This is a genomic window from Streptomyces sp. HUAS 15-9 (genome assembly GCF_025642155.1).
In the GTDB taxonomy this organism is placed as follows: Bacteria; Actinomycetota; Actinomycetes; order Streptomycetales; family Streptomycetaceae; genus Streptomyces.
Genome location: NZ_CP106798.1, coordinates 3,688,281 through 3,714,138 on the forward strand (window position 1 = coordinate 3,688,281; position 25,858 = coordinate 3,714,138).

Genomic DNA, 25,858 nt, shown 5'->3' on the forward strand with positions numbered 1-25,858 from the left:
GGGCTACGAGGGCGGCGGGGACCCTGGGGAATTCGCGGAGGAACTGAGGCAGTGGGCAAGAGAAGGCGCGTCGTCGAACGACGGAACACCAGACCCGCGGTCATCGGCGGAATGATCGCCGCGGTCGTCGGCGGCGCGGGCCTCGGCGTCTATCTGCTCTACGGCGGCGCGGCGGCCGAGGGACAGGCCGGCGCCACCGGCGACCACAAGACGGTGAAGACCGGCCCGCTGTCCGCGACCGAGGTACGGACCACCGCCGAGCGCTTTCTCACGGCCTGGCAGCAGGGCAGGGTGAACCTGGCCGCGGCCACCACGGACGACTCCGCCGCCGCCACCGCCCAGCTCACCGGTTACACCAAGGACGCCCGCATCAAGGACGTCACGCTCACCGCGGGCACCCGCACCGGCGCCAAGGTCCCCTTCTCCGTCAAGGGCACGGTCACCTACAAGGGCATCAGCAAGCCCCTGGCCTACGACAGCTCGCTCACCGTCGTCCGCCGCGCCCGCGACGGGAAGCCGCTGGTCGACTGGCACGCCTCCGTCGTTCACCCCGACCTGAAGGACGGGGACAAGCTGGTCACCGGCGAGTCAGGCACCCCGCCGATCAAGGCGCTGGACCGCGACGGAGGGGAGCTGACCGCAGCGAAGTACCCCTCCCTGGGGACGGTGCTCGACGGGCTGCGCGAGAAGTTCGGCAAGACCGCGGGCGGCAAGGCGGGCGTCGAGCTGCGCGTGGCGCGCGGCAAGGCGTCCACGGCGGACAAGCTCTCCGACAAGACGCTCGTGGAACTCGGCAAGGGCACCCCGGGCACGGTGAGGACGACGCTGAGCCCGGCCCTCCAGGCGGCCGCCGAGAAGCAGGTCACCAAGCAGAAGCGGGCCTCGGTCGTGGTCATGCGCCCGTCGAACGGGGAGATCCTCGCGGTGGCCAACACCAGCCACGGCTTCAACACGGCCTTCCAGGGCTCGCTGGCCCCCGGCTCCACGATGAAGGTCATCACCTCGTCACTGCTGATCGACAAGCATCTGGCGTCCGTGGACAAGGAGCACCCCTGTCCGAAGACGGTGAAGTACGGCGGCTGGACCTTCCACAACGACGACGACTTCGAGATCAAGGGCGGCACGTTCAAGGCGAGCTTCGCCCGCTCCTGCAACACGGCCTTCATCAGCCAGGCGAAGAAGCTCGGCAACGCCGACCTGACGAACCAGGCCCAGCAGGTCTTCGGTCTTTCCATGAACAACTGGGCGATCGGCGTCCCGACCTTCGACGGGTCGGTGCCGGTGCAGTCGGCGGCCCAGATGGCGGCCTCGCTGATCGGGCAGGGCGGGGTGCGGATGAACCCGCTGAACATGGCGTCGGTCGCCTCGACCATCAAGGCGGGCGTCTTCCACCAGCCGTATCTGGTCTCCCCGAGCGTGGACCACCGCAAGACGGCCACCGCCGGCCGCACCCTGTCCGCAGGAACGCTCTCCCAGCTGCGCGAACTGATGCGGTACACGGCCGCGTACGGCACGGCGGCCGAGGCGATGTCCGGTCTCGGCCCCGACTACGGCGCCAAGACGGGCTCGGCGGAGGTCGACGGCCAGAAGAAGCCCAACGGCTGGTTCACCGCGTACCGCGGTGACCTCGCGGCCGCGGGCGTGGTCCAGGCCGGCGGGCACGGCGGCGACACGGCGGGACCGATCGTGGCGGCACTGCTGAAGATGGGCAGCTGAGCCCCGGCGGGCGGCCGGGCCCTCAATGGGGCACGGGCTCGGCGGCCATGTACGTCCGCCTCAGGAACCGCAGCAGAGCCTTCGACTCGAACTGCACCACCTCGACCCCGCCCGGGGAGTGGAACTCCACCACGGCCTGGACCCGGCCGCACGGCCACACCCGTACGTCCCCGCTCTCGGCCGGCGCCCGCAGCCCTTGTTCCAGCAGCGCTCTGGAGAACGTCCACTCGTGCGGCCCGGGAAGTCCGACCCGCACCGCCCGGGGATCCGCGTCGGGGTCGTAGCGCAGGACGACCGGGACCGCCGGTTCCTCCTGCATGTTCACGTTCTCTTCCGTGACTATGTGGGCACGGGCGTACTGTTCCACTACGGACATCGGATCGCCCTCTCACGCTGCGTCACCTGTGCGGAAGTCATGCCTCCGCCCCTACTTCAATGTCGCATATTTCCCATATTGTGCTCATTGAACCCTGCGCATCTTGGTGTCGATACGCACACACCAGCTCCTCGCTCTTGCAAGACGTTCGCAACAAGCCGCTAAAATCAAACGGTGCACGTACCTGACGGATTCATCGACGCCCCCACCTCCGCGGTCGCCGGAGTGGTCGCAGCCGGCGCCCTCGCCGTGAGTCTGCGCGGCGCGCGCCGCGAGCTCGACGAGCGCACCGCCCCGCTTGCCGGACTGATGGCGGCGTTCATCTTCGCCGTACAGATGCTCAACTTCCCCGTCGCGGCCGGAACAAGCGGCCATCTGCTCGGCGGCGCCCTCGCGGCGATACTCGTCGGCCCCTACACGGGCGTGCTCTGTGTCTCCGTCGTCCTGCTCATGCAGGGCATCCTCTTCGCGGACGGCGGCCTCACCGCGCTCGGCGTCAACATCACGGACATGGCGATCGTCACGACGGTCGTGTCGTACGCGGTCTTCCGCGGCCTGGTGAAGGTGCTCCCCCGCAAGCGGCGCTCGGTGACCGTCGCCTCCTTCGTCGCCGCCGTCCTCTCCGTCCCGGCCGCGGCCGTCGCCTTCACGCTGATCTACGCGGTCGGCGGCACCACCGACGTCGCCATCGGCAAGGTCGCCACCGCGATGATCGGCGTCCACGTCCTCATCGGCATCGGCGAGGCCGCGATCACCGCGCTCACGGTCGGCGCCGTCATCGCCGTACGGCCGGACCTCGTGTACGGCGCCCGCGGACTCCAGCAGCGCCTGAAGCTGCGGGTGAACGGCGAACTCGTCGACGCGCCCGCCGTCCGGCCGGTCCCCGTCGCGGCCGCCGCCCGCTCGCACCGCACACTGTGGATCACCGGCCTGGTCACGTCCCTGGTGCTCGCCGGGTTCGTCAGCTTCTACGCCTCCGCCGACCCCGACGGCCTGGAGAAGGTCGCGCACGACAAGGGCATCGACCAGAAGGCCGAGAAGCACGCGTCCGACGGCTCCCCGCTCGCCGGCTACGGCGTGAAGGATGTCTCCGACTCCCGTCTCTCCGGCGGACTCGCGGGTGTGATCGGCGTCGGGGTCACGGTCGTCGCGGGCAGCACCGTGTTCTGGGTGGTGCGCAGGCGCCGTACGAACGACGTCTCGCCCACGAGCACGGCGAGCACGGCGAGCACGGCGAGCACGGGCGTCTGACATGGGGGCCGGACACGCGCACAGGCTCTACCGGCACGGGCACTCCCCCGTGCACACACTGCCGCCGCACACCAAGCTGGCCGCCGTCTTCGCCTTCGTGGTGGTCGTGGTGTCGACCCCGCGCGAGGCGATGTGGGCGTTCGGGCTGTACGCCGTACTGCTCGCGTACGTCGCATACCTCGCGCGCGTGCCCGCCGGCTTCCTGCTCAAGCGGCTGCTCATCGAGGTGCCGTTCGTCGCCTTCGCGGTGCTCATGCCGTTCGTGGCCGAGGGCGCGCGGGTGGACGTCCTCGGCCTGTCGCTGAGCGTCAACGGCCTGTGGGGCGCCTGGAACGTGCTCGCCAAGGGCACGCTGGGCGTCGCGGCCTCCGTGCTGCTGGCCGCCACCACCGAGCTGCGTGAACTCATCCTCGGCCTGCAGCGCCTCAGACTCCCCTCGCTGCTCGTCCAGATCGCGTCCTTCATGATCCGCTACGGCGATGTCATCACCGACGAGATGCGCCGGATGCGGATCGCCCGGGAGTCGCGCGGCTTCGAGGCGAGCGGCGTACGCCACTGGGGAGTGCTCGCCAAGTCGGCCGGCGCGCTCTTCATCCGCTCCTACGAGCGCGGCGAGCGTGTGCATCTGTCCATGGTGAGCCGGGGATACTCCCCCACTACCAAACGTGTGGGCGGTGCCCCCAGTTCGATGCCGGTCATCGACGAGGTGACCGCGTCCCGGGCGCAGTGGTCGTACGCCCTCGCCCTCCCCTGCGCCGCCCTCGTCGTCTGTCTGCTGGGATGGATCCTGTGAAACCTTCGCTGGAAGTGGCCGGGCTGGCCTTCGCGTACCCCGACGGCCACCAGGCGCTGTTCGGCGTGGACTTCTCGATCGAGCGCGGCGAACGGGTCGCGCTGCTCGGCCCGAACGGCGCCGGCAAGACGACCCTGGTGCTGCACCTCAACGGCATCCTGGGCGGCGGCACCGGCACGGTGACCGTGGCCGGGCTGCCGGTCGGCCGGGAGCACATGGCCGAGATCAGGCGGAAGGTCGGCATCGTCTTCCAGGACCCGGACGACCAGCTCTTCATGCCGACCGTGCGGGAGGACGTGGCGTTCGGTCCGGCCGCGGCCGGTCTGAAGGGGGCCGCGCTGGAGGAGCGGGTGCGCACGGCTCTGGAGCAGGTCGGTATGCGGGACTTCGCCGACCGGCCGCCGCACCATCTGTCCTTCGGCCAGCGCCGCCGGGTCGCGGTCGCGACGGTCCTTGCGATGGAGCCGGAGATCCTCGTCCTCGACGAGCCGTCCTCCAACCTGGACCCGGCCTCACGCCGCGAACTGGCCGACATCCTGCGCTCGCTGGACGTCACGGTCCTGATGGTCACGCACGATCTGCCCTACGCACTGGAACTGTGCCCGCGCTCGCTGATCCTGAGCGACGGTGTGATCGCCGCGGACGGCCCGACGGGCGAGCTCCTGTCCAACGACACGCTGATGCGCGCCCACCGCCTTGAGTTGCCGTTCGGCTTCGACCCGAGGTCCGTTCCGGCCACCGCCGAGCGGACCTGACACGTTTCCGTGACGGCCGTCCCGGATCGTCCGGGACAATGGGCGGGTGACGCATGAAGAGGACGCCGGGTCGCTGCTGCTCGACGAGCAGCTCTGCTTCGCGCTGTACGCGGCCCAGCGCACCGTGACCGCGGCGTACCGCCCGCTCCTCGACGAACTCGGCCTGACCTACCCGCAGTACCTCGTCCTCCTTGTCCTGTGGGAGCGCGGCGAGACCACGGTGAAGGAACTTGCCGCGGCCCTGCGCCTCGACTACGGCACGGTGTCGCCGCTGCTGAAGCGGCTGGCGGCGGCGGGTCTGGTGCGCCGAGAGCGCTCGGCGCGGGACGAGCGCTCGGTGCTGGTCGCCTGCACCGAGCGCGGGGGCGAACTGCGGGAACGCGCGGCGCGGGTCCCCGGCGCGCTGCTCACGACGACGGGGCTGAGCGCTCCCGAGATCGCGCGGCTGCGCGAGGAGCTGTGGCGGCTCGCGGAGCGCGTCGAGCACGCCTCCGCCCGGCCCTGACGGACTACCCGCGGTCACCGAGCCCTGACGGCGACAACCGACCTACCGGCCAGTATCTTGTGCACGATGTACTTGTGCACACCTGTTCCGGGGAAGGCCGACCATGACTGACGGCACCGCTGCAACCGACGGCACCGCTGTTGACACCCGCCCGACGAAGATCATGTACGTCGCCGAAGCCACCGCGCACGGCGGCCGGGACGGGTACGTCACCAGTCAGGACGGCGAGATCGAGCTGAAGGTCGCGATGCCGCCGGAGCTGGGCGGGGACGGCAACGGCACCAACCCGGAGCAGCTGTTCGCCGCCGGCTACAGCTCCTGCTTCCACAACGCACTGATCCTGGTCGGCAACCGCGCGGGCTACGACCTGACCGGCTCCACCGTCGCCGCGAAGGTCGGCATCGGCCCGAACAAGCACCGCGGCTACGGCCTGGCCGTCGCCCTCAGCGTCTCCCTCCCGGTCCTCGACGCGGACGTCGCGACGAAGCTGGTCGACGCGGCCCACGAGGTGTGCCCGTACTCCAACGCGACACGCGGCAACATCGACGTGACGATCGTGCTGGGCTGAATCCCGGCACCAGCCACAAGTGCGGACCCTAGGACACCAAACCGTAACCAGATCCGACACCCCGCCGAGGAATCCAAGGCCTCAGTCCCGTGTTTCACTCGCTGGCGCAGGCAAGTGGAGGGACCGGGCGTGGGCGTGGATGTGGATGTGAACGGCACAGTCGCCGAGGGCTTCGAGCCGGTCAGGGCGGCGTTCGCGCACAACTTCGGGCTGCTCGGCGACCGGGGCGCGGCCGTCGCCGTGTACCGGGACGGGCACCGCGTGGTCGACCTGTGGGGCGGGACGAAGGACGTCGACGGTACGGCCCCCTGGGAGCACGGCACCGCGCAGATCGTGCGCTCCGCGACCAAGGGCGTCGCCGCCGCCGCGCTGCTGCTCCTGCACCAGCGCGGTGAGCTGGACCTGGACGCGCCGGTGGGCGAGTACTGGCCGGAGTTCAAGGCGGCGGGCAAGGAGAGCACGCTGGTCCGGCATGTGCTCGCGCACCGCGCCGGCGTCCCCGCGCTCGACCGTCCGCTGACGCCGGAACAGGCCGCCGACCCCGACCTCGGCGCACAGGCCGTCGCGGCCCAGGCACCGGCGTGGGAGCCGGGCACCGACCACGGCTACCACGCGCACACGTACGGCTGGCTCACCGGCGAACTGGTGCGTCGCGTCACCGGCCGCCCGATCGGGGAGTTCATAGCGACCGAGATCGCCGGTCCGGCCGACGCCTACCTCTGGCTCGGCCTGCCGGAGTCCGAGGCCGCGCGCGTGGGCCGGGTCGGTTCCGTCGAGGCCACCGAGGCGGGCGGCGCGCTGAGGACCCGTCCGAAGCGGTCCGTCTCCGAGGCCTACGCCGATCCGGAGTCCCTGACCCGCCGTGCCTTCGCCGCGATCACCCCGCTCGCCGACGAGAACGCGCCCGCCTACCGCACCGCCGCCCTCCCCGCCTCCAACGGCATCGCCACCGCCGACGGTCTGGCCCGCTTCTACGCCTCGCTGATCGGCGAGGTGGACGGCGGCACACGGCTGTTCCACCCCGGGACGGTCGAGTCGGCCCGGGGCGAGCAGTCGGCCGGGCCGGACCGCGTGCTCGTGGTGAACACCCGGTTCGGCCTCGGCTACATGCTGCACGGCGGCGCGTCGCCGCTGCTGTCCCCCGGCTCCTTCGGCCACCCGGGCCGCGGTGGTGCCCTCGCCTTCGCCGATCCCGAGTCGGGCATCGCCTTCGGCTATGTCACCAACGGCTTCCGCAAGAGCGTGACGGCGGACCCGCGGGCGCAGGCGCTGGTGCGGGCGGTGCGGACGGCCCTGGAGCGCGTCACACGTTGATCGGGTGCGAGGTCCGCCCGGACGCCGAGTCGATCTCTCCGTGTGCCTTGGTCAGCAACTGCATCGCCAGTTCGTTGAGCGCCCGCGCCCCGGCTATCTCCTCGCCGACGCGTGGCTGATTTGCGTCGGTGTGGTGCCTGCTGGCACTCCCGTGCGCCCGTACCTCACTGCCGTCGGGCAGACGCACCAGCGCGGCCGCCCGCGTGTGCAGATCGTCCTCCTGGAACTCCAGCTCGACATGCCATCCCACAGTGGTGTGCATCATGAGGACCACCTCCGGAGTCACTGCTTCCAGGGTGCTCCTCGACGCCCCCGGCGTCACGTCGGCCCGAAAACTGGCTTTCCGTTAGGAAACAGACATCCGGGACGGGCTTCCGAAACGGGCTTCTCCTCAGGAAGCCGGCTTCCCGTCGAAGCTGGCGAAGTACGCGGCAGCCATGTCCTCGTCGGCATGGCCCTGGGCGGCGGCGCGCGCGAAGCGCTCCGCGGCGGCCTCGGCCACGTCGAGACGGACGCCGTTGTCCGCACCGGCCCGGACGATCAGCCGCGCGTCCTTCTCGGCCGTGCCCACCGCGAACTGGGCCGGGGACAGCCGGTCGCCCAGCACCATGGCCGCCTTGACCCGCAGGTACCCCATGTCGAGCGGCCCGCCCTCGATGAGGTCGAAGAAGCTCTGCGGGTCGACGCCGAGCGCCTGGGACAGGGCGAGGACCTCGCCGGTCGCCGCGGTGGCCGCGAGGACCCAGCTGTTGGCGACCAGCTTGAGCCGGGTGGCGCTGCCCGCCGCCCCGTCGTCGCCGGTCCACACCGTACGGGCGCCGACCGCGTCGAACACGGGCGTGACGGCCGCCCGGCCCTCCTCGGGACCCGCGGCCAGGACGGTCAGCTGTCCGGCCTCCGCGGGCTGGCGGGTGCCGAGGACCGGGGCGTCGTAGAAGACGAGGCCGTGGTCGCGGGCGAAGCCGGCCAGGTCGGCGGCCGAGTCGAGACCGGCGGTGGTCGACTGCGCCCAGACCGCGCCGGGGCGCAGTGCGGGAGCCGCCTCCCGCATGACCTCCAGGACGGTGTGGCCGTCGTACAGCATGGTCAGGACGGCGTCGGCGCCCTGGACGGCCTCGGCGGGGGTGTCGGCGACGTGGGCGCGGTCGGCGGCCAGCGGTTCGGCCTTGGCGCGGGTGCGGTTCCAGACGCGGACGGTGTGCCCGGCCTTGGTGAGGTTGCGGGCCATCGCGGCCCCCATGATCCCGGTGCCCAGGACGCTCACGGTGAGTTTGTCTGTCATGACGTCAACTTCCTGTTCCGTGCGGTGAGTACGGGCCTTCAGCGGGGTCGCTGAGGCGCGGTCTCCATGGTCGTTCAGGCACGGCCTCCATGGTCGTTCAGACGCGAGCGTTCCCGGCGGCGGCGTGGACGAGTCCTTCAACGAGCCCCTGGCTAACCGGTGTGCAGCATCAGCCCGATCCCCGCCACCAGGAGTCCCGCGGCGGCGATCCGGGGCGCACCGAACCGCTCCTTGAAGAAACAGCACGCCGATCGCCGCTCCGACGATGATCGACATGCGCCCCAGGCCGGTTTCAGCGGACGCCGGGCGATTCTTCTTGTGCCGCGGTACCGCGACCGACGGTCAAGGACCAGCGCACGGATGAGGGTGCCTCGACAGCGACGACTCCGCTGCGATCTACGCCTGACACGGCTACCTGGTTGTAGGTGGTGCTGACCTTGTTGGCCAGGCAGTCGAGCGGGAACGAGACATGCACGGACTGCACTGCTACCTTGATCGTTCCCTTGTCCTGACAGCGCAGCGCGACGATGAGGGCGTCCCCCTTCTTCCCCTTGTCGAACGAGATGCTGGCGTTCCCGGCCGTGACCTTCTGACGGCCGGCAAGCGTCTCGTCCGCGTCCAGCTCCGGCGGCTTCTGCACGGAGGGCTGCGTGGCGCTGGGGGGGATGGTCACCGAACCCGACTCGGAGGAGTGCGGGGACTGTGAGGGTTGCTTGGCACCGGAGTTGTCCGAGGTGCAGGCAGTGACCGGAAAGAGCAACGCGGCGCACACAGTGCTCAGCCCCGCAAGGGTTCGGCGCGACATGTCAGTTCTCCCAGATGGCCCAGCCGACACGGTGCGGCGTGTAGATAGTGACGTTCTTCTTGCTTCCCTTGCCACAGTTGACGTACGTGTACTGGCTGTACCCATAGCTCTTCAAAGGGAAGACGCCGTAACGGGCATAGGTGGTCTTGTGCGGCGGGGTATCCACGCTGATGGAATTGCCGATCTTGGCGGTGAGCGATGCGGACACAGTGACGCCGAACTTCACACCGCTCTCGACAACGGCCACAGTGACCTTCACGTTGAGTTCGCCGCTGAAGGCAACACCGACCGTGCCGGATACCTCCGAGGTGAATGTCGACTTCGCGGTCCGCGAGGTGCCGTTGTGGTTTGCTCGCTCGACCACTACGCCCTTGTGGTGGTCCTTGTTCTTGCTCGTCGGGTGGTAGTACCAGCCCTGCTCACAGCCGCGACTGTCGGGCATATTGCCTGTGTGGTTGGCTGCATCGGACGGAGCCGGGGCGGGGGTGTCCGGGGCACCTTCGACGAGGTCCGGCTCCTCGGGCTGGTCGGGTGGGGCCGTTGCGATGGTGTCAATCGGCGCCGAGCTTGGGTCGTCCGCCGGCGCAGGGCTGGCGCCGGCCAGAACGGCCATAGCGACGGCAGGAGCGAGCAGAGTCAGTCTGTGCATGCGCATCGAAGGTTCTCCTTGGTCAGAGGAGGGTTGGCGCAGTGCGATCAACAGCTCATCCACATCTGACGAGATCATGTCAGCGCGCTGGTGCGGACTACCGGCTTCCAGTGATTTTCTGAGCAAGACGTGAGGCTCAGACGTGAAGATCGGCTGATCGCAGGGAACAGCACCACAGGAAACTGAGCCGTCAGGGTGAGTGGACGAGGTACTTGCGTCGCCCTGTCTCGGAGCCGTCTACATGGCACGAGATACTGGACTTCACCGACTCCAAGGCCTGGCCCGGGTGACGGCCTCGGCCCCGAGTTCCTCGCGGACCCGCTCGAGGTCCACCCGGGACGCCCCGTCCATGAGGACGAGGACAGGCACGCCTCCCCCAAGCTCTCGGCTTCGCTCGAGCAGGGGGACCCCATGCGGCGAAGATCAGCGACTTGCAGATCTGGCTCAGCTCGCATCCGACGGCCGCGGCGGCCTCGGCGGCGGTGCGGGTGGAGTCCGGGAAGCGTCTGATCCAGGAGCGGAGTTCCCCGAGACCCAGTTCCTCCAGGGCCGCGGCGAAGCGGGGGTGGGCTCCGGAACCCTCGGCGTCGGCGTCAGTGGCGGCCGTCGTCGTCATGCGGGGCACGGTAGCGGTACGTGTACGGGGCAGGCGACCGGGTTTCACCACATGCCCGACCGGGCTTCCCCGCCGACCGGGTTCACGGCATGAAGAGGCCGGCGAGAGCGCCCCGTCCCCACGGATCTCTCGCCGGCCGGTCCTTCGGTGGAAGCGGTGCGTCAGGCGTGCACCAGCTCCCGGTCCACGTCACCGTCCCGCGGGCGGTCGCTGTCGTGGGCGCGCAGGCCCTCGCCCTCGACGTCCACGTTGGGCAGGGCGCGGTCCAGCCACTTCGGCAGCCACCAGGCCTTCTTGCCGAGCAGGGCGAGCACGGCCGGGACGATCGCCATCCGGACGATGAAGGCGTCGAAGAACACCGCGATGGCCAGGCCGAAGCCGATCATCTTGATCATCGACTCGCTGGAGCCGATGAAGCCGGAGAAGACGGCGATCATGATCACCGCGGCGGCGGTCACCACGCGGGCGCCGTGCCTGAAGCCGGTCACCACGGCCTGGCTCGGCTTCTCCCCGTGGACGTACGCCTCCCGCATCCGGGTCACCAGGAACACCTCGTAGTCCATGGCGAGACCGAAGACCACGCCCACCATGAAGATCGGCATCATCGACATGATCGGTCCGGTCTGCTCGACGCCCATCAGGCCGGACAGCCAGCCCCACTGGAAGACCGCGACGACGGCGCCGAGGGCCGCCAGCACGCTCAGCAGGAAGCCGAGGGCCGCCTTCAGGGGGACCAGGATCGAGCGGAAGACGAGGATCAGGAGGAGGAAGGCCAGGCCGACGACCAGGCCCAGATACGGGACGAGCGCATCGTTCAGCTTCTGCGACGTGTCGATGTTCATCGCCGTCGAGCCGGTGACCAGGACCTGCGCGTCCGTGTCCGCCTTGATCTCCGTGCCCTTGTCACGGATCGCGTGCACCAGGTCCTCGGTGGTCGTCGAGGACGGCTTGGAGTTGGGGATCACGGTGATCGTCGCGGTGTCACTGGCCTTGTTGGGCACGGCCGGGGTCACCGTCACGACGTCCTTGAGGCCCTTGATCTCCTTGCCGACCTCCTTGAAGGCGGCCTTGGGGTGGTCGCTGTCCTTGGCGTCGACCACCAGCATCAGGGGGCCGTTGAAGCCGGGGCCGAAGCCCTCGGAGAGCAGGTCGTAGGCGCGGCGCTGTGTCGTCGACGTCGGCTGGGAGCCGTCGTCGGGCAGGCCCAGTTCCAGCGAGGCGGCGGGGACGGCCGCGGCGCCGAGGCCGACGACGCCCAGCAGGAGGACGGCGACCGGGCGCCGTACGACGAAGCTCGCCCAGCGCGTGCCCATGTTCGGCCGGCCGGCCTTGTGGGGGTGCTTGGGCCCCCGTCCGCCGCCGAGCAGCTTGCTCTTCTCGCCCGCCGGGCGCACCTTGCGGCCCGCGTAGCCGAGCAGCGCCGGGATCAGGGTGAGCGCGATCAGGACCGCGACGGCGACCGTGCCCGCGGCGGCGACGCCCATCTTGGTCAGCATCGGGATGTTGACCACGGACAGACCGACCAGGGCGATCACCACGGTGAGCCCTGCGAAGACCACCGCGGAGCCCGCGGTGCCGGCGGCCCGCCCGGCGGCTTCCTCGCGCTCGCGGCCCTCGGCCAGTTCGGCGCGGTAGCGGGAGACGATGAACAGCGCGTAGTCGATGCCGACGGCGAGGCCGATCATCGAGGCCAGGGTGGAGGTGGTGGAGCCGAGGTCCAGCGCGTTGGCGAGCGCGGCGATGGTGGAGACGCCGATGCCGACGCCGATGAGGGCGGTGACCAGCGGCAGTCCGGCCGCGAGCAGCGAGCCGAAGGTGATGACGAGGACGACCGCGGCGATCGCGATGCCGATGACCTCGGTGGCGCCGGTCTCGGGAGTCGTGTTGAGGGCGTCACCGCCGACCTCGACGGTCAGCCCGGCGTCCCGCGCGTCCTGCGCGGCCTCCTTGAGGGCGTCGCGCGTGGAGTCCTCGAGCTCCATGCCGGAGACCTTGTACTTGACCGACGCATAGGCGACCGTGCCGTTCTTGCTGACGGCCCTGGCCTGGTACGGGTCGGCGACGGAGGCGACCTCGGAGCCGTCCTTCAGCTCCGCGACCGTCTTCTTCACGATCTTCTTGTTGGCGGCGGCGGTCATCTTCTCGCCGCTCGGCGCCTTGAAGACGACGCGCGCGGTGGCGCCGTCGGCGCTCATCCCGGGGAAGCGCTGTTCCAGCAGGTCGAAGGCCTTCTGGGCCTCGGTGCCGGGGACGGAGAAGGAGGTGTTGCCGGCCGCGGGGGCACTTGCCGCCCCGACACCCGCCAGCGTCAGCAGCGCCACCCATATGAGGGCGACGAAGTGCCGTCGCCGGAAGGCGAGTCGGCCCAGTTTGTAGAGGAACGTGGCCACGAGGTCGTACTCCCGGTCAGTCGTGGGGTGTTCAGGGCAGGGGTGACCAACCCCGCGGGTGGCAGGGGTGATCGGCCCGACGACGTGAGCGGTGACGTCAGGTGGGGCTGAGGGGACTTGTCAGTCGGTGTGAACGCCGAGGGCGGGGAGGACCACGGCGTCGATGTACGAGAGGAGGAACGACTGTGTCGGCGGCTGCTCGTCGATCATCGCGCGAGCCGCGAACCCGCCGATCATCATGTGCATCACAAACCCGATCGCCGGGTTGTCCGCACGGACCTCTCCGCGGTCGACCGCCCGCTGGATCACGCGACGGAACTCCGCCATCTCCGGCTCGATGAGATGCTCCCGGAACGCCTGCAGGAGGTCCGGGTTGCCGTGCACCGCCATGGCCAGACCCCGCATCAGCGCGGAGCTCTGTTCCATCTCGCAGTCGTCCGAGCGCAGCGTGAGGGCGTGCAGATCGCCCTGGAGCGACCCGGTGTCGACCTCGTCGGCCGAGCCGCCCGGCTTGCTGTGCCGCACGGCCTTCGCCACCAGCTCGGCCTTGCCGCCCCACTGGCGGTAGAGGGTCGCCTTGCTGGACCGGGTGCGGGCGGCCACGGCGTCCATGGTGAGGGCGTCGTAGCCGACTTCGCGGAGCAGGTCGAGCACGGCCTCGTACAACTCGGCCTCGCGCTCGGGGGTGATACGACTGCGGCGCGCCGTGGCGACCTCGGTCATCGTTCCCACCTTCCCACTCCGAACGACACGGTTTCGTACGTGACGAATGTAGCGCACCCCCCCGTACGAAACGAAACCGTTTCGTACGTGTCCTGGGTCACGCCCTGGTCGGACGCCCGGAATTTTCACAAGTTGCTGCGGTCCATCCCCCGGAAAAGCATGGGGAGGTGAGCTATCTGCGCCTGCCGCACCTCAGCGGCGAACTGCTGTGCTTCGTGGCCGAGGACGACCTCTGGCTGGCTCCCCTCGGCTCCCCGGGCCGCGCCTGGCGGCTCACGGTGGACCGCACCAAGACCGGCCACCCCCGCTTCTCGCCCGACGGCCGGACGATCGCGTACACGAGCTGGCGCAGCCTGGTGCCCGAGATCCATGTGATCGGCGTGGAGGGCGGACCGGGCCGGCAGCTGACGTACTGGGGAAGCGCGGACACCCGGGTGTGCGGCTGGACGCCTCCAGAGAACGGCGGGCCGGAGATCCTCGCCGTCGCCTCCCACGGCCAGCCCTTCTCGTACTTCACCTGGGCCTACAAGGTCTCCACCGACGGCGACCCCGGCCGCAAGCTCCCCTGGGGCCCGGTCACCGACATCCAGGTCGCCGACCTCGACGAGGGCCACCGGACCCTGCTCCTGACCGGCACCCCGCCGCATGAACCGGCCGGCTGGAAGCGGTACCGGGGCGGCGCCATGGGCCGACTGTGGCTGCACGGGCAGCGGCTGCTCGCCGACATCGGCGGCCATCTGGACTGCCCCATGTTCGTCGGCGGCCGGATCGCGTTCCTCTCCGACCACGAGGGCATCGGCAATCTCTACTCGTGCGCCTACGACGGCTCCGACCTGCGCCGCCACACCGACCACGACGCCTTCTACGCCCGGCACGCCTCCAGCGACGGCACGCGGGTGGTGTACCAGTGCGCGGGCGACCTGTGGCTGGTGGACGACCTGTCGGCGGACTCGGTGCCGCACCGGCTCGAGGTGCGCCTGTCCGGAGCACGCGCGGGACGCCGCAGGTACCAGGTGCCGGCCGCCCGGCACGTGGACGGCATCTCGGTCGACGAGACCGGCCGGGCCAGCGCCGTCGTGGTCCGCGGCAGCCTGTACTGGCTCACCCACCGCGACGGCCCCGCCCGCACCATCTCGGACACGCCCGGCGTCCGGGTCCGGCTCCCGGAGATGCTGGGCTCGACCGGGCAGATCGCCTACGTCACGGACGCCGCGGGCGAGGACGCGATCGAGATCTCCCATCTGCCCCGCGCCAGCGGCGACCGTGCGCCGCGCCGGCTGGCCTCCGGCGAGCTGGGCCGGGTCCTGGAACTGGCCTCGGATCCACTGGGCGAGCGCCTCGCCGTCGCCGCGCACGACGGACGGCTGCTGCTGATCGACACGGGCGAGGAGTCGACCGGCCAGGAGCCGGACGGCGAGGAGTCGAGCGGCGCGGTGACCGAGCTGATCCGGTCCGTCAACGGCCCGGTGCGGGACCTGGCCTTCTCGCCGGACGGCTCCTGGCTGACCTGGTCGCATCCGGGGATAGGCCGCTCGCTCCGGCAGATCAAGATGGCCCGGATCTCCGGTCCCGGGCAGGCGGACCAGCCGGTCGTCGACGTGACCAACGGCCGCTTCGAGGACGAGAACCCGGTCTTCACCCGGGACGGCCGCTATCTGGCGTTCCTGTCCTGGCGCGGCTTCGACCCGGTGTACGACGTCCACACCGGCGATCTGTCCTTCCCGCTCGGCTGCCGCCCGTACCTGGTCCCGCTGTCCTCGGCCACCCCCTCCCCCTTCGCCCTGAACCCCGAGGGCCGGCCGGCCGCCGGGGGCCTGGACCCCGTGGAGGACGAGGAGACCGGCGAGGGCGGCGCGGTGACCGTGGAGATCGAGGGGCTGGAGAACAGGGTCACCCCGTTCCCGGTCTCCGCCTCCAAGTACTCCGGGCTGCTGCCGGTCTCCGGCGGCGGTCTGGTCTGGCTGCGCTGGCCGATCTCGGGTGCGCTGGGCGAGACGTTCGCGAACCCCAACGACCCCAGTGAGCGGCCCACGCTGGAGTACTTCAACGTCACCAAGGCGAAGAAGTCCCAACTCGTCGACCATCTCGACTGGTTCTCGGTGAGCGGCGACGGCACCCGGCTGGTGCTCATGGACGAGGGCGACCTGCGGGCCGTCCCCGCGACCGAGCCCGGCGACAGCGACTCCACGACCTGGATCGACCTGCGCCGCATCCTGCACGAGGTCGACCCGCCCGCCGAGTGGCGCCAGGCGTACGCGGAGGCCGGCCGGCTCATCCGGGACTACTTCTGGGAGCCGCACATGTGCGGCATCGACTGGGACGCGATCCTCGACCAGTACCGGCCGCTGGTCGAACGGGTCGCCTCCCCCGACGAGTTCGCCGACCTGTTGCGCGAGGTGCTGGGCGAACTGGGCACCTCCCACGCCTATGTCACCCCTGCCCGCCGCAACGAGGGACCGCCGCACTACCAGCGCTTCCAGGGCCTGCTGGGCGCCAACCTGGTGTGCCGGGACGGCCGTTGGACGGTCAAGCGGATCCTGCCCGGCGACTCCTCCGACTCCAAGGCCCGCTCCCCGCTGGCCGGCACGGGCATCCGGGAGGGCGCCGTGCTCACCCATGTGGACGGCCGGCCGGTGGACCCGGTGACCGGTCCGTATCCGCTGCTCGCGGGTTCGGGCGGTACGACGGTGGAGCTGACGTTCGCCCCGGCCGAGGGCGAGACGGGCCCGCCGCGGCGGGTCGCCGTCGTGCCCCTGATCGACGAGCGGCCGCTGCGCTACCAGGACTGGGTGGCCAAACGCCGCGAGGTCACCCGGGAGTTGAGCGGCGGCAAGTGCGGCTATCTGCACATCCCCGACCTGGGCGGCTCGGGCTGGGCCCAGTTCAACCGCGATCTGCGCATGGAGGTCTCCCGGCCCGTGCTGATCGTGGACGTGCGCGGCAACGCGGGCGGGCACATCAGCGAGCTGGTCGTCGAGAAGCTCACCCGGACCATCCTCGGCTGGGACCTGACCCGCAACGCCCAGCCGGTGTCGTACGCCTCGAACGCGCCCCGCGGCCCGATCGTCGCCCTCGCCGACGAGGCGACCTCCTCCGACGGCGACATGATCACGGCGGCCTTCAAACTGCTGGGGCTCGGGCCGGTGGTCGGCCAGCGCACCTGGGGCGGGGTGGTCGGCATGACCGGGCGGCACCGGCTGGGCGACGGCACGGTGATCACGGTGCCGATGAACGCGGCCTGGTTCGACGCGTACGGCTGGTCCGTGGAGAACCACGGCGTCGCCCCCGACCTGGACGTCCTGCGCACCCCGCTGGACTGGGCGGAGGGCCGCCATGTCGAGATGGACGACGCGGTGCAACTCGCCCTGGACCTGCTGACCACCAACCCGGCGGCGGTCCCGCCCGACTACAGCGACGTACCGGACCGCTCACGGCCGAAGCTGCCGCCGCGGACACCGCCGCGGACATGAGAAGGGGTGCGGACATGAGAAGGGGTGCCCCGCGCGGGGCACCCCTTCCACCGGACCGCCGACGTCAGGCGTCGTAGTCCATGTCCATGCGGTCACGCATGTCGTGCTCCGACTCGTCGATGTCCCGCGGGTTCTGGCGGCCCCGCTCGGGCTGCTGCTGACCGCGCTGCGGCTGCTGCTGACCACGCTGCGGCTGCTGCTGACCACGCTGGGGCTGCTGCTGGCCGCGCTGGGCGCCCTTCTGCTTGCCCTGGGACTTGTCCTGGAACTGGTCCTTCATACCCATGTGGGTTCACTCCCGTGGAAGGTGAGGGGTTTGGGCCCTTTCGTTGGGCCCCGACCAGATTCACACGGGCGGACACACTGCGCATGTCGATCAGTCACGGTGTGTAGCGGCCGACTTGGCCGGGCGCGGGCTCCCTCATTCGTGCCGGGCGGACCGCTCGCGCTCGTCGGCCTCCCCGCCCGCACCGACCAGCCCCGTGCGCATCCCCTGGAGCCGGGGCGCGAAGCGGCGCATCTCGCGCTGTCCCACGGTCCCGATGAGCGCCGGCAGATAACCGCGCACGCCCTGCATCCCGCGCAGCCACCACTGCCCGTACACATGGGCCGAGCGCCGCTCGACGCCGGCGACGATCCGGTCCACCGCGGGGCCCAGCGGATACGTCTTGTTGGACGGCCAGGGCAGCCGCTGCCGCAGCTCCCGCATGACGTCGTCCTGGTCGGCTCCGCGCACCATGTCCGTGTCGGTCCACGACAGATACGCGACACCGACCTTCACGCCCTGGTGGCCGACCTCGGCGCGCAGACAGTGCGCGTACGCCTCCACGCCGGACTTGGACGCGCAGTACGCCGTCATCATCGGCGCCGGGGTCACCGCGGCGAGCGAGGCGATCTGCAGCAGATAGCCGCGGCTCTCGGTGAGCACCGGCAAGAAGGCGCGGGCCGTCACCGCCGAGCCGATCAGATTGACCTCGATCACCCGCCGCCAGGCCTCGGGGTCGGAGTCCGTGAACGGCCCGCCGCTGGCGACCCCGGCGTTGGCGACCACGATGTCGACCTTGCCGAAGCGCTCCTTGACCTCCCGGGCCACCCTCGCCATCGCCTCGTGGTCGGTGACGTCGGCGTACCAGTGGTCGCTGTCGCTGTGCAGCCTGCCGGACACCTCCTTGAGCGCGTCCGCCTCCAGCCCGACCAGTGCCACCTTGGCGCCGCGCGCCGAGAGCTTGCGCGCGAGCAGTTCACCGACGCCGCGCGCGGCTCCGGTGACGACCGCGACCTGGCCCTCCAGGCTCACCCTGCTCATGCGCCCTCCTTGACGTGCACGTAGGTGGTGACGAGTTCCCGGATCTTCCCGGTGACCAGCTCGGGCGCCTCCACCGGGGTCATGTGGCCGAGCCCGGGGAGCTCGGTGAGGCCGACGCAGTCCGGCAGCTCGGCGGCCAGGAAACGGGCGTGCGCCGGCGGGGTGAGCCGGTCCTCGGTACCGGCGACCACCGCCGTCGGGACCCGCAACTCCCGTACGCCGTGGTCGAGGTCGAGCCGCTCCAGCACCTGCGACCAGGCGTGACGCACGGCGCGCGGGCAGGCGTGCACGATGTGCGCGCACGCCTCCACCATGTGCGGGGCGGAACCGGCGCCCATCGTCGCGTACTTGAGGATCCGCTTCGCGACCGGCGTGACCGGACCGAGCGGGGCGCGCGATCCCAGGATGTGCGCCGTGAGCCAGGTGCGCATGCGCCCGGCGCGCAACGGTACGACGCGTGCCTGAGCGACCAGTTTCGAACTGCCCGTGCTGCACAGCAGAACGGCGGCCGCGTGCTCCTGGAAGCGGGGGCGCGCGGACGCGGCCATCACCGTCATCCCGCCCATGGAGTGGCCGGCGATCACGGCCTTCTCGCCGGGCGCGAGCGTCTGCGCGAGCACCGCCTCCAGGTCGTCCGCCAGCGCGTCGGTGGTGCAGGCGGGGCTCGCGGGGCTGCGCCCGTGCCCCCGCTGGTCGTACGCGATGACCCGGTGGTCCGTGGCCAGGTCCCGGATCTGCGCCGCCCAGAAGGCGGTCGAGCAGGTCCAGCCGTGGGCGAGGACCACGGGCGGCGCGCCCTCGGGCCCGTGCACCTCGACGTGCAGACGGGCACCGTCGGCGGAGATTACGGTGAGTTCGCGGGCGGGGGTGGGCGGGGCGTAGGGGCCGGTGGCCACGTAGGTGAGACGGCTCACTGGGCCACCTCCGCCTGCGTCGCACCCTGCGTCGCGCGCTGTGCCGCGCCCGTGCGGGCCGTCGCCCGCAGCAGCTCGTACTCCGCCAGGTCCACCCGACGGGTCGCCTTGCGGAACTCCGTGGTCGTACCGGGCCAGATGGTGGTGTTGCGGCCGCTCGCGTCCAGGTACCAGCTGGTGCAGCCACCGGTGTTCCAGACGGTGCGCTTCATCCGCTCCTGCACCATGCGGTTCCAGGCGTCCACGGCGCCGGGGCGGGCGTCGAGGGCCGCGCGGCCGCCGAGGACGTCGAGCTGCCGTACATAGTCGGCCATGTAGTTCAGCTGGGACTCGATCATCAGGATCATGGAGGAGTTCCCGAGCCCGGTGTTGGCCCCGATGATCGTCATCCAGTTGGGGAAGCCGGCCGCGGACGCCCCGCGCAGGGCCTGCATCCCGTCCTTCCAGGCCTCGGCGAGGGTCCTGCCGTCCGCCCCGACGACCCGCTCGGCGATCGGGATGTCGGTGACGTGGAAGCCCGTGCCGAAGACGATCGCGTCGACCTCGGCCTCGCTGCCGTCGGCGGCGACGAGGGTCGATCCGCGGATCTCGCTCAGCCCACTGGCGACGAGGTCCACATTGGGTTTCACGAGCGCCGGGTAGTACTCGTTGGACAGCAGGATCCGCTTGCAGCCGATGCGGTAGTCCGGGGTGAGCTCGGCGCGCAGGGCCGGGTCCTTGACGGCGCGGGCGATGTTGCGCCGTGCCAACCGCTCGACGAAGCCCAGCTCGTCGGGGTGCTTGGTGAAGGCCTGGACCTGCAACTCCCGGATGCCCCACAGCAGTCCGCGGCGCAGCTGCGTGGTGAAGGGCAGGGCGCGGTGGAGACGGCGCTCGGTGCCGCTGATGGCGCGGTCCATGCGGGGCATCACCCAGGCCGGGGTGCGCTGGAAGAGGGTGAGCCTGTCGACCCGCGGCTGGATGGCGGGCACGATCTGGACGGCGGACGCCCCCGTGCCGACCATCGCGACCCGCTTGCCGCTCAGGTCGTAGTCGTGGTCCCAGCGGGCCGAGTGGAAGACCTTGCCGGGGAAGGAGTCGAGGCCCGGGATGTCCGGGACCTTCGGGTCGGACAGCGGCCCGGTGGCGGAGACGACGATGTCGGCGCTGAGCGAGCCGTTCGTGGTCTCGATGTCCCAGCGCAGCTGCTCCGGGTCCCAGGTCATCAGCTTCACCTCGGCGCCGAAGCGGATGTGCGGCCGGAGGCGGAAGACGTCGGTGACATGCTCCAGGTAGGCGCGGATGTGCTCCTGGCCGGAGAAGGTGCGCGGCCAGTCGGGGTTGGGCGCGAAGGAGAAGGAGTACAGGTGGGACGGTACGTCGCAGGCGCACCCGGGGTAGCTGTTGTCCCGCCAGGTGCCGCCGACGCTGTCCGCCCGCTCCAGGACCACGAAGTCGGTGATCCCCTCGCGGCGCAGCCGCACGGCCGCACCCAGCCCGCCGAAGCCGGACCCGATCACCGCCACCCGTACATGCTCGTGTTCGGCCATCCCGAAGCCTCCAGGCATCGCATCGGACTCGTTGAACCACGCCAGTGAACACTGGCGCAATGGGAGGGTAGAGCAGCTCCGTACCGAGCGGTAGGGGTCGGGGGAAGGAAGTTACCCGCGGTACAACATAGGCTGCTCGCGTGGCTGAAGACGCAGGACGACCCGGCGAGCAGCGTGAGTACCGCATGGAGGAGCTGGCGAAGCTGGCCGGCATCACCGTGCGCACCCTGCGCTTCTACCGCGAGCGCAAGCTGATCCCGCCGCCCCGCCGCGAGGGCCGTATCGCCTGGTACGACGACCACCATCTGGCCCGGCTGCACACGATCTCGGCCCTGCTGGAACGCGGCCACACCCTGAACGGCATCGCGGAGCTCGCCGAGGCCTTCGACCACGGCCGGGACGTCGCCGACCTGCTCGGCGTCGGCGCCCCCACCGAGGAGGAGCCGGTCCGGCTGACCCCCGAGGAACTCGCCGACCACTTCGCGGGCGAGGTCACCCGCGAGAACCTCGCCGCGGCCATGGACCTCGGCTACCTCGGCACCGACGGCGACGAGATCGTCCACATCAGCCGCCGCCTGCTGGACGTGTCCTCGGCCCTGGTCCGCGAGGGCATCCCGCTCGCCGAGGTCCTGACGGCGGCCAAACGCGTACGCGAACACGCGGACGCCCTGGCCGAACTCTTCACCGAGGTCATCCTCCGTTACGGCCCCGAGGAGGACCTGGCACGCCTGCGCCCCCTGGCCCGCAGCGTGGTGGAGGCGGAACTGTCCCTGGCCCTGGACCGAAGGCTGCGCAAGCGGGACTGAGAGTCAGACGGATTCACCCCATCGGGGCAAATTCCACGCAACCCCAGACGGAAGAGGTTTCGGACTTCGAGGGTGAGATCGAAAGGCCCGTGCGGCTGTGCGACCAGCCCCGGGGTGCGGCCGACACTCTCCAGGAGCGCCGACATGCCCGAGCACAGCGTTCGTCCAGCCCTGCCCCCTTTGCCTGACTCGCCCTTCACCGAACGGCCCAGGGCCCTTGCAGCCCTGCGTCTCAGCTGCCTCACCAGTGTGACCACTTCGCCGGGCAGGCAACGGTCCGCCATCCAGTCGGCCGCCGACAGGCTCGGCTTGACTCCGGTCGCCGAGGCGTCGGACCTCGGCATCTCGGCCCGCGATACGTCCCCGTTCGAGAGACCGTCCCTCTCACTCTGGCTGCGGCGGCCTCACGAGTGCGACGCCGTCGTATGGGCCCATGTGGATCGCGCCGTACGCTCCGTGGCCCACATGACGGAGTTGATCGCCTGGGGACGACAGCACGCCCGGACTCTCGTGTTCGGTACGCCAGAGGCCGAGGGCCCGCTCGTCGTAACACCGCAGGCGAACGGATCGACCATCCGACGGTGCATGGACGTCGACCATCCGACGGTGCATGGACATCGCTCATGACGCCGAACAGGAAGCCCGCACCATCTCCGCCCGGCTCAGTGACAGTCACGAAGCACTGCGTGCCGCCGGTCGCTACGGCGGAGGGTTGATCCCCTTCGGCTGTCGGAAGGCGCTGCACCCCTCGGGCCACGGGTGGTGCCTGACGCCCGATTCCGAGACCGCCGCCGTCATTCGCATGATCGTGCACGACGTGCACGCAGGACAGTCACTGACTGCCATCGCATGCGAGCTGAACGCCTCGGCCATGCCGGTACCACGCGACCGCCACGCCCAGCTCCAGAGCCGTCCCACCGGCGGCCGTCGCCACGGTCGCGACTTCGGTCGGTTCCGCTGGACCTCAGGCACTTTGTCCAAGGTATTGCGCAGCCCTCCTTGATGGGGCACCGAACGCACCGAGGTCAGTCGGTTCTCGATCCGTCGCCAAGGGCCGCTGCGGCGGCGGCACGGCCCGGCTGGCCGGACCGGACACCTCACGCTTGACCTTCACGCTCGGTGAACGCTCCGGCGCACCGGGCGAGAGCTAGTCCGTCACATCTCGAAGACGACGGTCACAGGAGCGTGGTCCGACCACCGCTCCTCGTGACTGGCGGCCCGCTCCACGACTGCCTTGACGGCCCGTGCCGCGAGCCCAGGGGTCGCCACGGCCAGGTCGATCCTCCAACCTGAATCGTTGTCGAAGGCCCGCCCCCGGTACGACCACCATGTGTACGGCCCCTCGGCGTCCGGGTGCAGGGCGCGCACCACGTCCGTGTAGCCGCCGTCGGCCGGGTCGAGGACCCTGCCGAGCCACTCGCGCTCCTGAGGCAGGAAGCCCGAGTTCTTGGTGTTGGCGCGCCAGTTCTTGAGGTCGGCGTTCTGGTGGGCGATGTTCCAGTCGCCGCAGACCAGCACCTCACGGCCGCCGGCGGCGGCGCGCTCGCGCAGCCCCTTGAGATGGGCGAGGAATTCGTCCATGAACCGGACCTTCTCGTCCTGCCGCTCGGTGCCCACCTCCCCGGAGGGGAGGTAGAGGGAGGCGACCGTGATGCCGGGCAGGTCGGCCTCGACATAGCGGCCGCTGCCGTCGAACTCGGCCGATCCGAAGCCCACCTGGACGCGGTCGGGTTCGCGCCGCGTGTAGAGGGAGACGCCCGCGCGGCCCTTGGCGGCGGCCGGGGCGTGCACGACATGCCAGCCGTCGGGCCGGCGCACGTCCTCGGGCAGCTGCTGCGGCTCGGCGCGCACCTCCTGGAGGCACAGCACATCCGCGGAGGTCTCCGCGAGCCACGGGACGAAGCCCTTCTTCGCGGCGGCCCGCAGCCCGTTCACATTCACCGAGGTCACAGTCAGCACCCGGGCACGATACCGGCACACTGGACGAGGTCCGGTTCTCCACCGGGCCTCCCTCTGCATGAATGTACGATGCCCAGCATGAATATACGTCCCGTTCCCTTCGACCACCCCGACGCCGTCAAGCTCAACGACGAGGTCCAGGCCGAGTACCACGTGCGCTACGGCGACGGCGGTGACGCCACCACCCTGAACACGTCGGACTTCGAGCCGCCCAGCGGCGTCTACCTGATCGCGTACGACGAGGGCGGCCGCCCCGTGGCCACCGGCGGCTGGCGCAGCCAGGACGAGAACGGCGAGGGTCACGAGGACGGCGACGCCGAACTCAAGCGCATGTACGTGGTCGAGGAGATGCGCGGCCGCGGCGTGGCCCGCCGCATGCTGGCGGCCCTGGAGGAGAACGCCCGTGCGGCCGGCCGCGCCCGCATGGTCCTGGAGACGGGCACCAAGCAGCCGGAGGCCATCGCCCTCTACCTCTCCAGCGGTTACGAGCCCTGCACCAAGTTCGGCTACTACCGCCACTACGAGTCGAGCCGCTGCTACGCGAAGCCACTGTGAACACGATGAAGCCCCGGTCGGCTTTCACCGACCGGGGCTTCATGCTGCGTGGACCTGAGGGGATTTGAACCCCTGGCCCCCTCGATGCGAACGAGGTGCGCTACCGGACTGCGCCACAGGCCCTTGCAACGAGTGAAACTTTAGCACCCCGATCGGGGTGCTTGGAAATCCGTTCCCTGACTGGTCAGGGCGGGCTCCCACGGGGTGACAGGCATCACTCGACGGGCGTCACTCGTTGGCCGCGCGGGGGCGGTCGCCGTCCTCGTACTGGTCGAAGAGCGGCGTGCGGCCGCGTTCACGCGCGCGGCGGGCGGAGGCGGCACGGCGCCGTGCGTCACCGCGCTCGTCCGCGGCCGGCTTGTCCTCGTCCGCGGGCGCGGAGTCCCGCGCCGTGGTGTCCGGCTTCGCCTCCTGCTCCGGCGCGACGGAGCTGGACCGCGCCGAACTCCACGCGTCGGGCGCCTCCAGGTCCACGTCGGACGTGGCCCGCGGCGCGACCGGCGCGGTCACATATGTCGGCAGCGGCACCGGTACCGGGTCCCAGCTGTCGCCGTGCCCGGGGCCGCGCCGGCGTTCGCGCTGCTGGTCGACCCACTCCGCGTGGTCGGTCTGCTCGACGAGGGCGCGACGGTCGGCGGCGAGCGCGGACATGCCGGTGTCGGTCTCGGTCGCTGGTCCGTCGTCCGGTTCGTCGGCGGACGCGTCCGCGTCCAGGGGTGCGCGGCGCCGCGGCTGGCGTGCGCGCTCCCGCAGCCGCGCGGCCGCGGCCTCGGCCTGGCGCCGGTCCATCTGGTAGGCGAAGCGGCGGCGTTCCTGGCTGCGCAGATACGCGATGTACGAGCTGAGCAGCACGGCGGGCACGGCGGGCGCCCACAGGAACGCGAGCCCGCCGACGGCCGCGACGATGGCGCCGAGCGTGAAGGCGAGGAAGAGCATCACCGTGGTGCGCCGGCGACGCGCGAGTGCCTTCGAGCGCTGGGCGCGTGCCGCGGCCGCCTGGGCCGAGGGCGAACGCCGCGCGGCGGGCACGCGCTTGGGCGCGGACGCCGGTGTGGAAGCCGATGTGGAGGGGGACTTCGGCACGGAGGAGGATTTGGGCGCCGACACGGAAGGGGACTTGGGCGCGGAGCCCTGCTGACGCGCGGGCGCGGAGCCCGGCTTCGGCGCCTGCCCGGCCCCTTGGTTGCGTGCCGTCTCCGGGCGCTCCGGTGTCTCCGGCTCGACGTCCGCCCGTACCTGACGGCGGGTCGGAGGCATGGCGAACGCCCGGACGTCCACCGAGTCGGTGGCGGCGTCCGGGTCGACGGCGCTGGGCTCCCCCTCCTGGACGGAGCGCGCCCGCAGGTCCTTGGCGTACCGGCGCTCCATCCCCGCCCGTCCGGACAGCAGCCGGATGGCGGTGCTGAAGCGTTCCGTCGGACGGGCCTCGTTCAGCTCGTCCTGCCTACGGAGCCACATCGGCACCAAGTAGGCGGCCCAGGCCCCGACAATGACTGCGTAGATGAGGCCGCTGCTGCTCACGTCTCACACGGTAGAGGGGTTTGCGTGAGGCCATCTGCCAATTGGGCCGGTGTGT

General features: G+C 70.8%; 25 protein-coding genes, 1 tRNA gene and 2 pseudogenes. 12 read left to right on the plus strand and 16 right to left on the minus strand.

Features of this window, described 5'->3' with window-relative positions:
* Positions 1-51 precede the first annotated feature (51 nt).
* A complete protein-coding gene (locus N8I87_RS16815) occupies positions 52-1,716 on the plus strand; it encodes a penicillin-binding transpeptidase domain-containing protein (RefSeq protein WP_263209671.1) in 1,665 nt (554 codons plus the stop codon).
* Between the two features lie 22 nt (positions 1,717-1,738).
* On the opposite strand, the gene N8I87_RS16820 is transcribed toward N8I87_RS16815, so the two are convergent.
* Positions 1,739-2,092, minus strand: coding sequence for an SsgA family sporulation/cell division regulator (locus tag N8I87_RS16820; protein ID WP_263209673.1), 354 nt, complete (start codon positions 2,090-2,092; stop codon positions 1,739-1,741).
* Between the two features lie 174 nt (positions 2,093-2,266).
* On the opposite strand from N8I87_RS16820, the gene N8I87_RS16825 reads away from it, so the two are divergent.
* The 6 genes from N8I87_RS16825 (at position 2,267) to N8I87_RS16850 (ending at position 7,278) form a co-directional block, all read left to right on the plus strand.
* Positions 2,267-3,343 carry an energy-coupling factor ABC transporter permease gene (locus tag N8I87_RS16825; protein WP_263209675.1) on the plus strand — a complete coding sequence of 359 codons (1,077 nt, stop codon included), beginning with the start codon at positions 2,267-2,269 and terminating at the stop codon, positions 3,341-3,343.
* A gap of 1 nt (position 3,344) precedes the next feature.
* Complete coding sequence (cbiQ, locus tag N8I87_RS16830) at positions 3,345-4,136, plus strand: cobalt ECF transporter T component CbiQ (protein WP_263209677.1); 792 nt, start codon at positions 3,345-3,347, stop codon at positions 4,134-4,136.
* On the plus strand, positions 4,124-4,891 hold the full coding sequence (locus N8I87_RS16835) for an energy-coupling factor ABC transporter ATP-binding protein (protein WP_263209679.1): 768 nt from the start codon (positions 4,124-4,126) through the stop codon (positions 4,889-4,891). The genes cbiQ and N8I87_RS16835 overlap by 13 nt, the downstream gene beginning before the upstream one ends.
* 46 nt (positions 4,892-4,937) lie before the next feature.
* Positions 4,938-5,396 (plus strand): MarR family winged helix-turn-helix transcriptional regulator, encoded by a 459-nt coding sequence (locus tag N8I87_RS16840; protein WP_263209681.1) that lies wholly within the window; start codon positions 4,938-4,940, stop codon positions 5,394-5,396.
* A gap of 103 nt (positions 5,397-5,499) precedes the next feature.
* A complete protein-coding gene (locus N8I87_RS16845) occupies positions 5,500-5,964 on the plus strand; it encodes an organic hydroperoxide resistance protein (protein ID WP_263209683.1) in 465 nt (154 codons plus the stop codon).
* 141 nt (positions 5,965-6,105) lie between these two features.
* On the plus strand, positions 6,106-7,278 hold the full coding sequence (locus N8I87_RS16850) for a serine hydrolase domain-containing protein (protein ID WP_263216511.1): 1,173 nt from the start codon (positions 6,106-6,108) through the stop codon (positions 7,276-7,278).
* On the opposite strand, the gene N8I87_RS16855 is transcribed toward N8I87_RS16850, so the two are convergent.
* The 8 genes and pseudogenes from N8I87_RS16855 to N8I87_RS16890 form a co-directional block, all read right to left on the minus strand.
* Positions 7,268-7,543: a DUF1876 domain-containing protein gene (locus tag N8I87_RS16855; RefSeq protein WP_263209685.1), complete on the minus strand. Its 276-nt coding sequence runs from the start codon at positions 7,541-7,543 to the stop codon at positions 7,268-7,270. The genes N8I87_RS16850 and N8I87_RS16855 overlap by 11 nt on opposite strands.
* 126 nt (positions 7,544-7,669) lie before the next feature.
* Positions 7,670-8,560, minus strand: a complete 891-nt coding sequence (locus N8I87_RS16860; RefSeq protein WP_263209687.1) for an NAD(P)-dependent oxidoreductase — start codon at positions 8,558-8,560, stop codon at positions 7,670-7,672.
* A 152-nt stretch (positions 8,561-8,712) separates the two neighbouring features.
* Positions 8,713-8,839: pseudogene (locus tag N8I87_RS16865) on the minus strand (EamA family transporter); the annotation flags it as partial.
* Between the two features lie 13 nt (positions 8,840-8,852).
* A complete protein-coding gene (locus tag N8I87_RS16870) occupies positions 8,853-9,200 on the minus strand; it encodes a hypothetical protein (protein WP_263209689.1) in 348 nt (115 codons plus the stop codon).
* Between the two features lie 166 nt (positions 9,201-9,366).
* Entirely contained in the window at positions 9,367-10,020 is a 654-nt protein-coding gene (locus N8I87_RS16875; protein ID WP_263209690.1) for a hypothetical protein, read from the minus strand.
* A gap of 270 nt (positions 10,021-10,290) precedes the next feature.
* Positions 10,291-10,630 (minus strand): annotated as a pseudogene (locus N8I87_RS16880) (YbaK/EbsC family protein); the annotation flags it as partial.
* Positions 10,631-10,791: 161 nt separating this feature from the next.
* The gene (locus N8I87_RS16885) at positions 10,792-13,020 is read right to left on the minus strand and encodes an MMPL family transporter (RefSeq protein ID WP_263209692.1); all 2,229 of its coding nucleotides are present in this window, start codon (positions 13,018-13,020) and stop codon (positions 10,792-10,794) included.
* Positions 13,021-13,140: 120 nt separating this feature from the next.
* Positions 13,141-13,743 carry a TetR/AcrR family transcriptional regulator gene (locus tag N8I87_RS16890; protein ID WP_263209693.1) on the minus strand — a complete coding sequence of 201 codons (603 nt, stop codon included), beginning with the start codon at positions 13,741-13,743 and terminating at the stop codon, positions 13,141-13,143.
* Positions 13,744-13,910: 167 nt separating this feature from the next.
* Between N8I87_RS16890 and N8I87_RS16895 the strand changes: the two genes are divergently transcribed.
* Entirely contained in the window at positions 13,911-17,213 is a 3,303-nt protein-coding gene (locus N8I87_RS16895) for a S41 family peptidase (RefSeq protein WP_263209694.1), read from the plus strand.
* A 64-nt stretch (positions 17,214-17,277) separates the two neighbouring features.
* Here N8I87_RS16895 and N8I87_RS16900 read toward each other — a convergent pair whose 3' ends face one another.
* The 4 genes from N8I87_RS16900 to N8I87_RS16915 form a co-directional block, all read right to left on the minus strand.
* Positions 17,278-17,499 (minus strand): hypothetical protein, encoded by a 222-nt coding sequence (locus N8I87_RS16900; protein WP_263209696.1) that lies wholly within the window; start codon positions 17,497-17,499, stop codon positions 17,278-17,280.
* Between the two features lie 135 nt (positions 17,500-17,634).
* Positions 17,635-18,519 (minus strand): SDR family oxidoreductase, encoded by an 885-nt coding sequence (locus tag N8I87_RS16905; protein ID WP_263209697.1) that lies wholly within the window; start codon positions 18,517-18,519, stop codon positions 17,635-17,637.
* Entirely contained in the window at positions 18,516-19,433 is a 918-nt protein-coding gene (locus N8I87_RS16910) for an alpha/beta fold hydrolase (RefSeq protein ID WP_263209698.1), read from the minus strand. The genes N8I87_RS16905 and N8I87_RS16910 overlap by 4 nt, the downstream gene beginning before the upstream one ends.
* Positions 19,430-20,962, minus strand: coding sequence for a flavin-containing monooxygenase (locus N8I87_RS16915; RefSeq protein ID WP_263209699.1), 1,533 nt, complete (start codon positions 20,960-20,962; stop codon positions 19,430-19,432). The genes N8I87_RS16910 and N8I87_RS16915 overlap by 4 nt, the downstream gene beginning before the upstream one ends.
* 185 nt (positions 20,963-21,147) lie before the next feature.
* Between N8I87_RS16915 and N8I87_RS16920 the strand changes: the two genes are divergently transcribed.
* From N8I87_RS16920 to N8I87_RS16925, 3 genes are all read left to right on the plus strand, one after another.
* Positions 21,148-21,768: a MerR family transcriptional regulator gene (locus N8I87_RS16920; protein ID WP_263216512.1), complete on the plus strand. Its 621-nt coding sequence runs from the start codon at positions 21,148-21,150 to the stop codon at positions 21,766-21,768.
* A gap of 144 nt (positions 21,769-21,912) precedes the next feature.
* A complete protein-coding gene (locus tag N8I87_RS44365; protein ID WP_411577238.1) occupies positions 21,913-22,395 on the plus strand; it encodes a recombinase family protein in 483 nt (160 codons plus the stop codon).
* On the plus strand, positions 22,379-22,771 hold the full coding sequence (locus tag N8I87_RS16925) for a recombinase family protein (RefSeq protein WP_263209700.1): 393 nt from the start codon (positions 22,379-22,381) through the stop codon (positions 22,769-22,771). Before N8I87_RS44365 ends, N8I87_RS16925 begins: the two co-directional genes overlap by 17 nt.
* A gap of 152 nt (positions 22,772-22,923) precedes the next feature.
* On the opposite strand, the gene N8I87_RS16930 is transcribed toward N8I87_RS16925, so the two are convergent.
* The gene (locus N8I87_RS16930; protein WP_263209701.1) at positions 22,924-23,727 is read right to left on the minus strand and encodes an exodeoxyribonuclease III; all 804 of its coding nucleotides are present in this window, start codon (positions 23,725-23,727) and stop codon (positions 22,924-22,926) included.
* Positions 23,728-23,805: 78 nt separating this feature from the next.
* Here N8I87_RS16930 and N8I87_RS16935 point away from each other — a divergent pair, with 78 nt between their 5' ends.
* On the plus strand, positions 23,806-24,282 hold the full coding sequence (locus tag N8I87_RS16935; RefSeq protein WP_263209703.1) for a GNAT family N-acetyltransferase: 477 nt from the start codon (positions 23,806-23,808) through the stop codon (positions 24,280-24,282).
* A 49-nt stretch (positions 24,283-24,331) separates the two neighbouring features.
* Here the strand turns inward: N8I87_RS16935 and N8I87_RS16940 are convergent.
* Positions 24,332-24,405 (minus strand) — tRNA-Ala (locus N8I87_RS16940).
* Between the two features lie 105 nt (positions 24,406-24,510).
* The gene (sepX, locus tag N8I87_RS16945) at positions 24,511-25,803 is read right to left on the minus strand and encodes a divisome protein SepX/GlpR (protein WP_263209704.1); all 1,293 of its coding nucleotides are present in this window, start codon (positions 25,801-25,803) and stop codon (positions 24,511-24,513) included.
* Between the last annotated feature and the right edge of the window lie 55 nt (positions 25,804-25,858).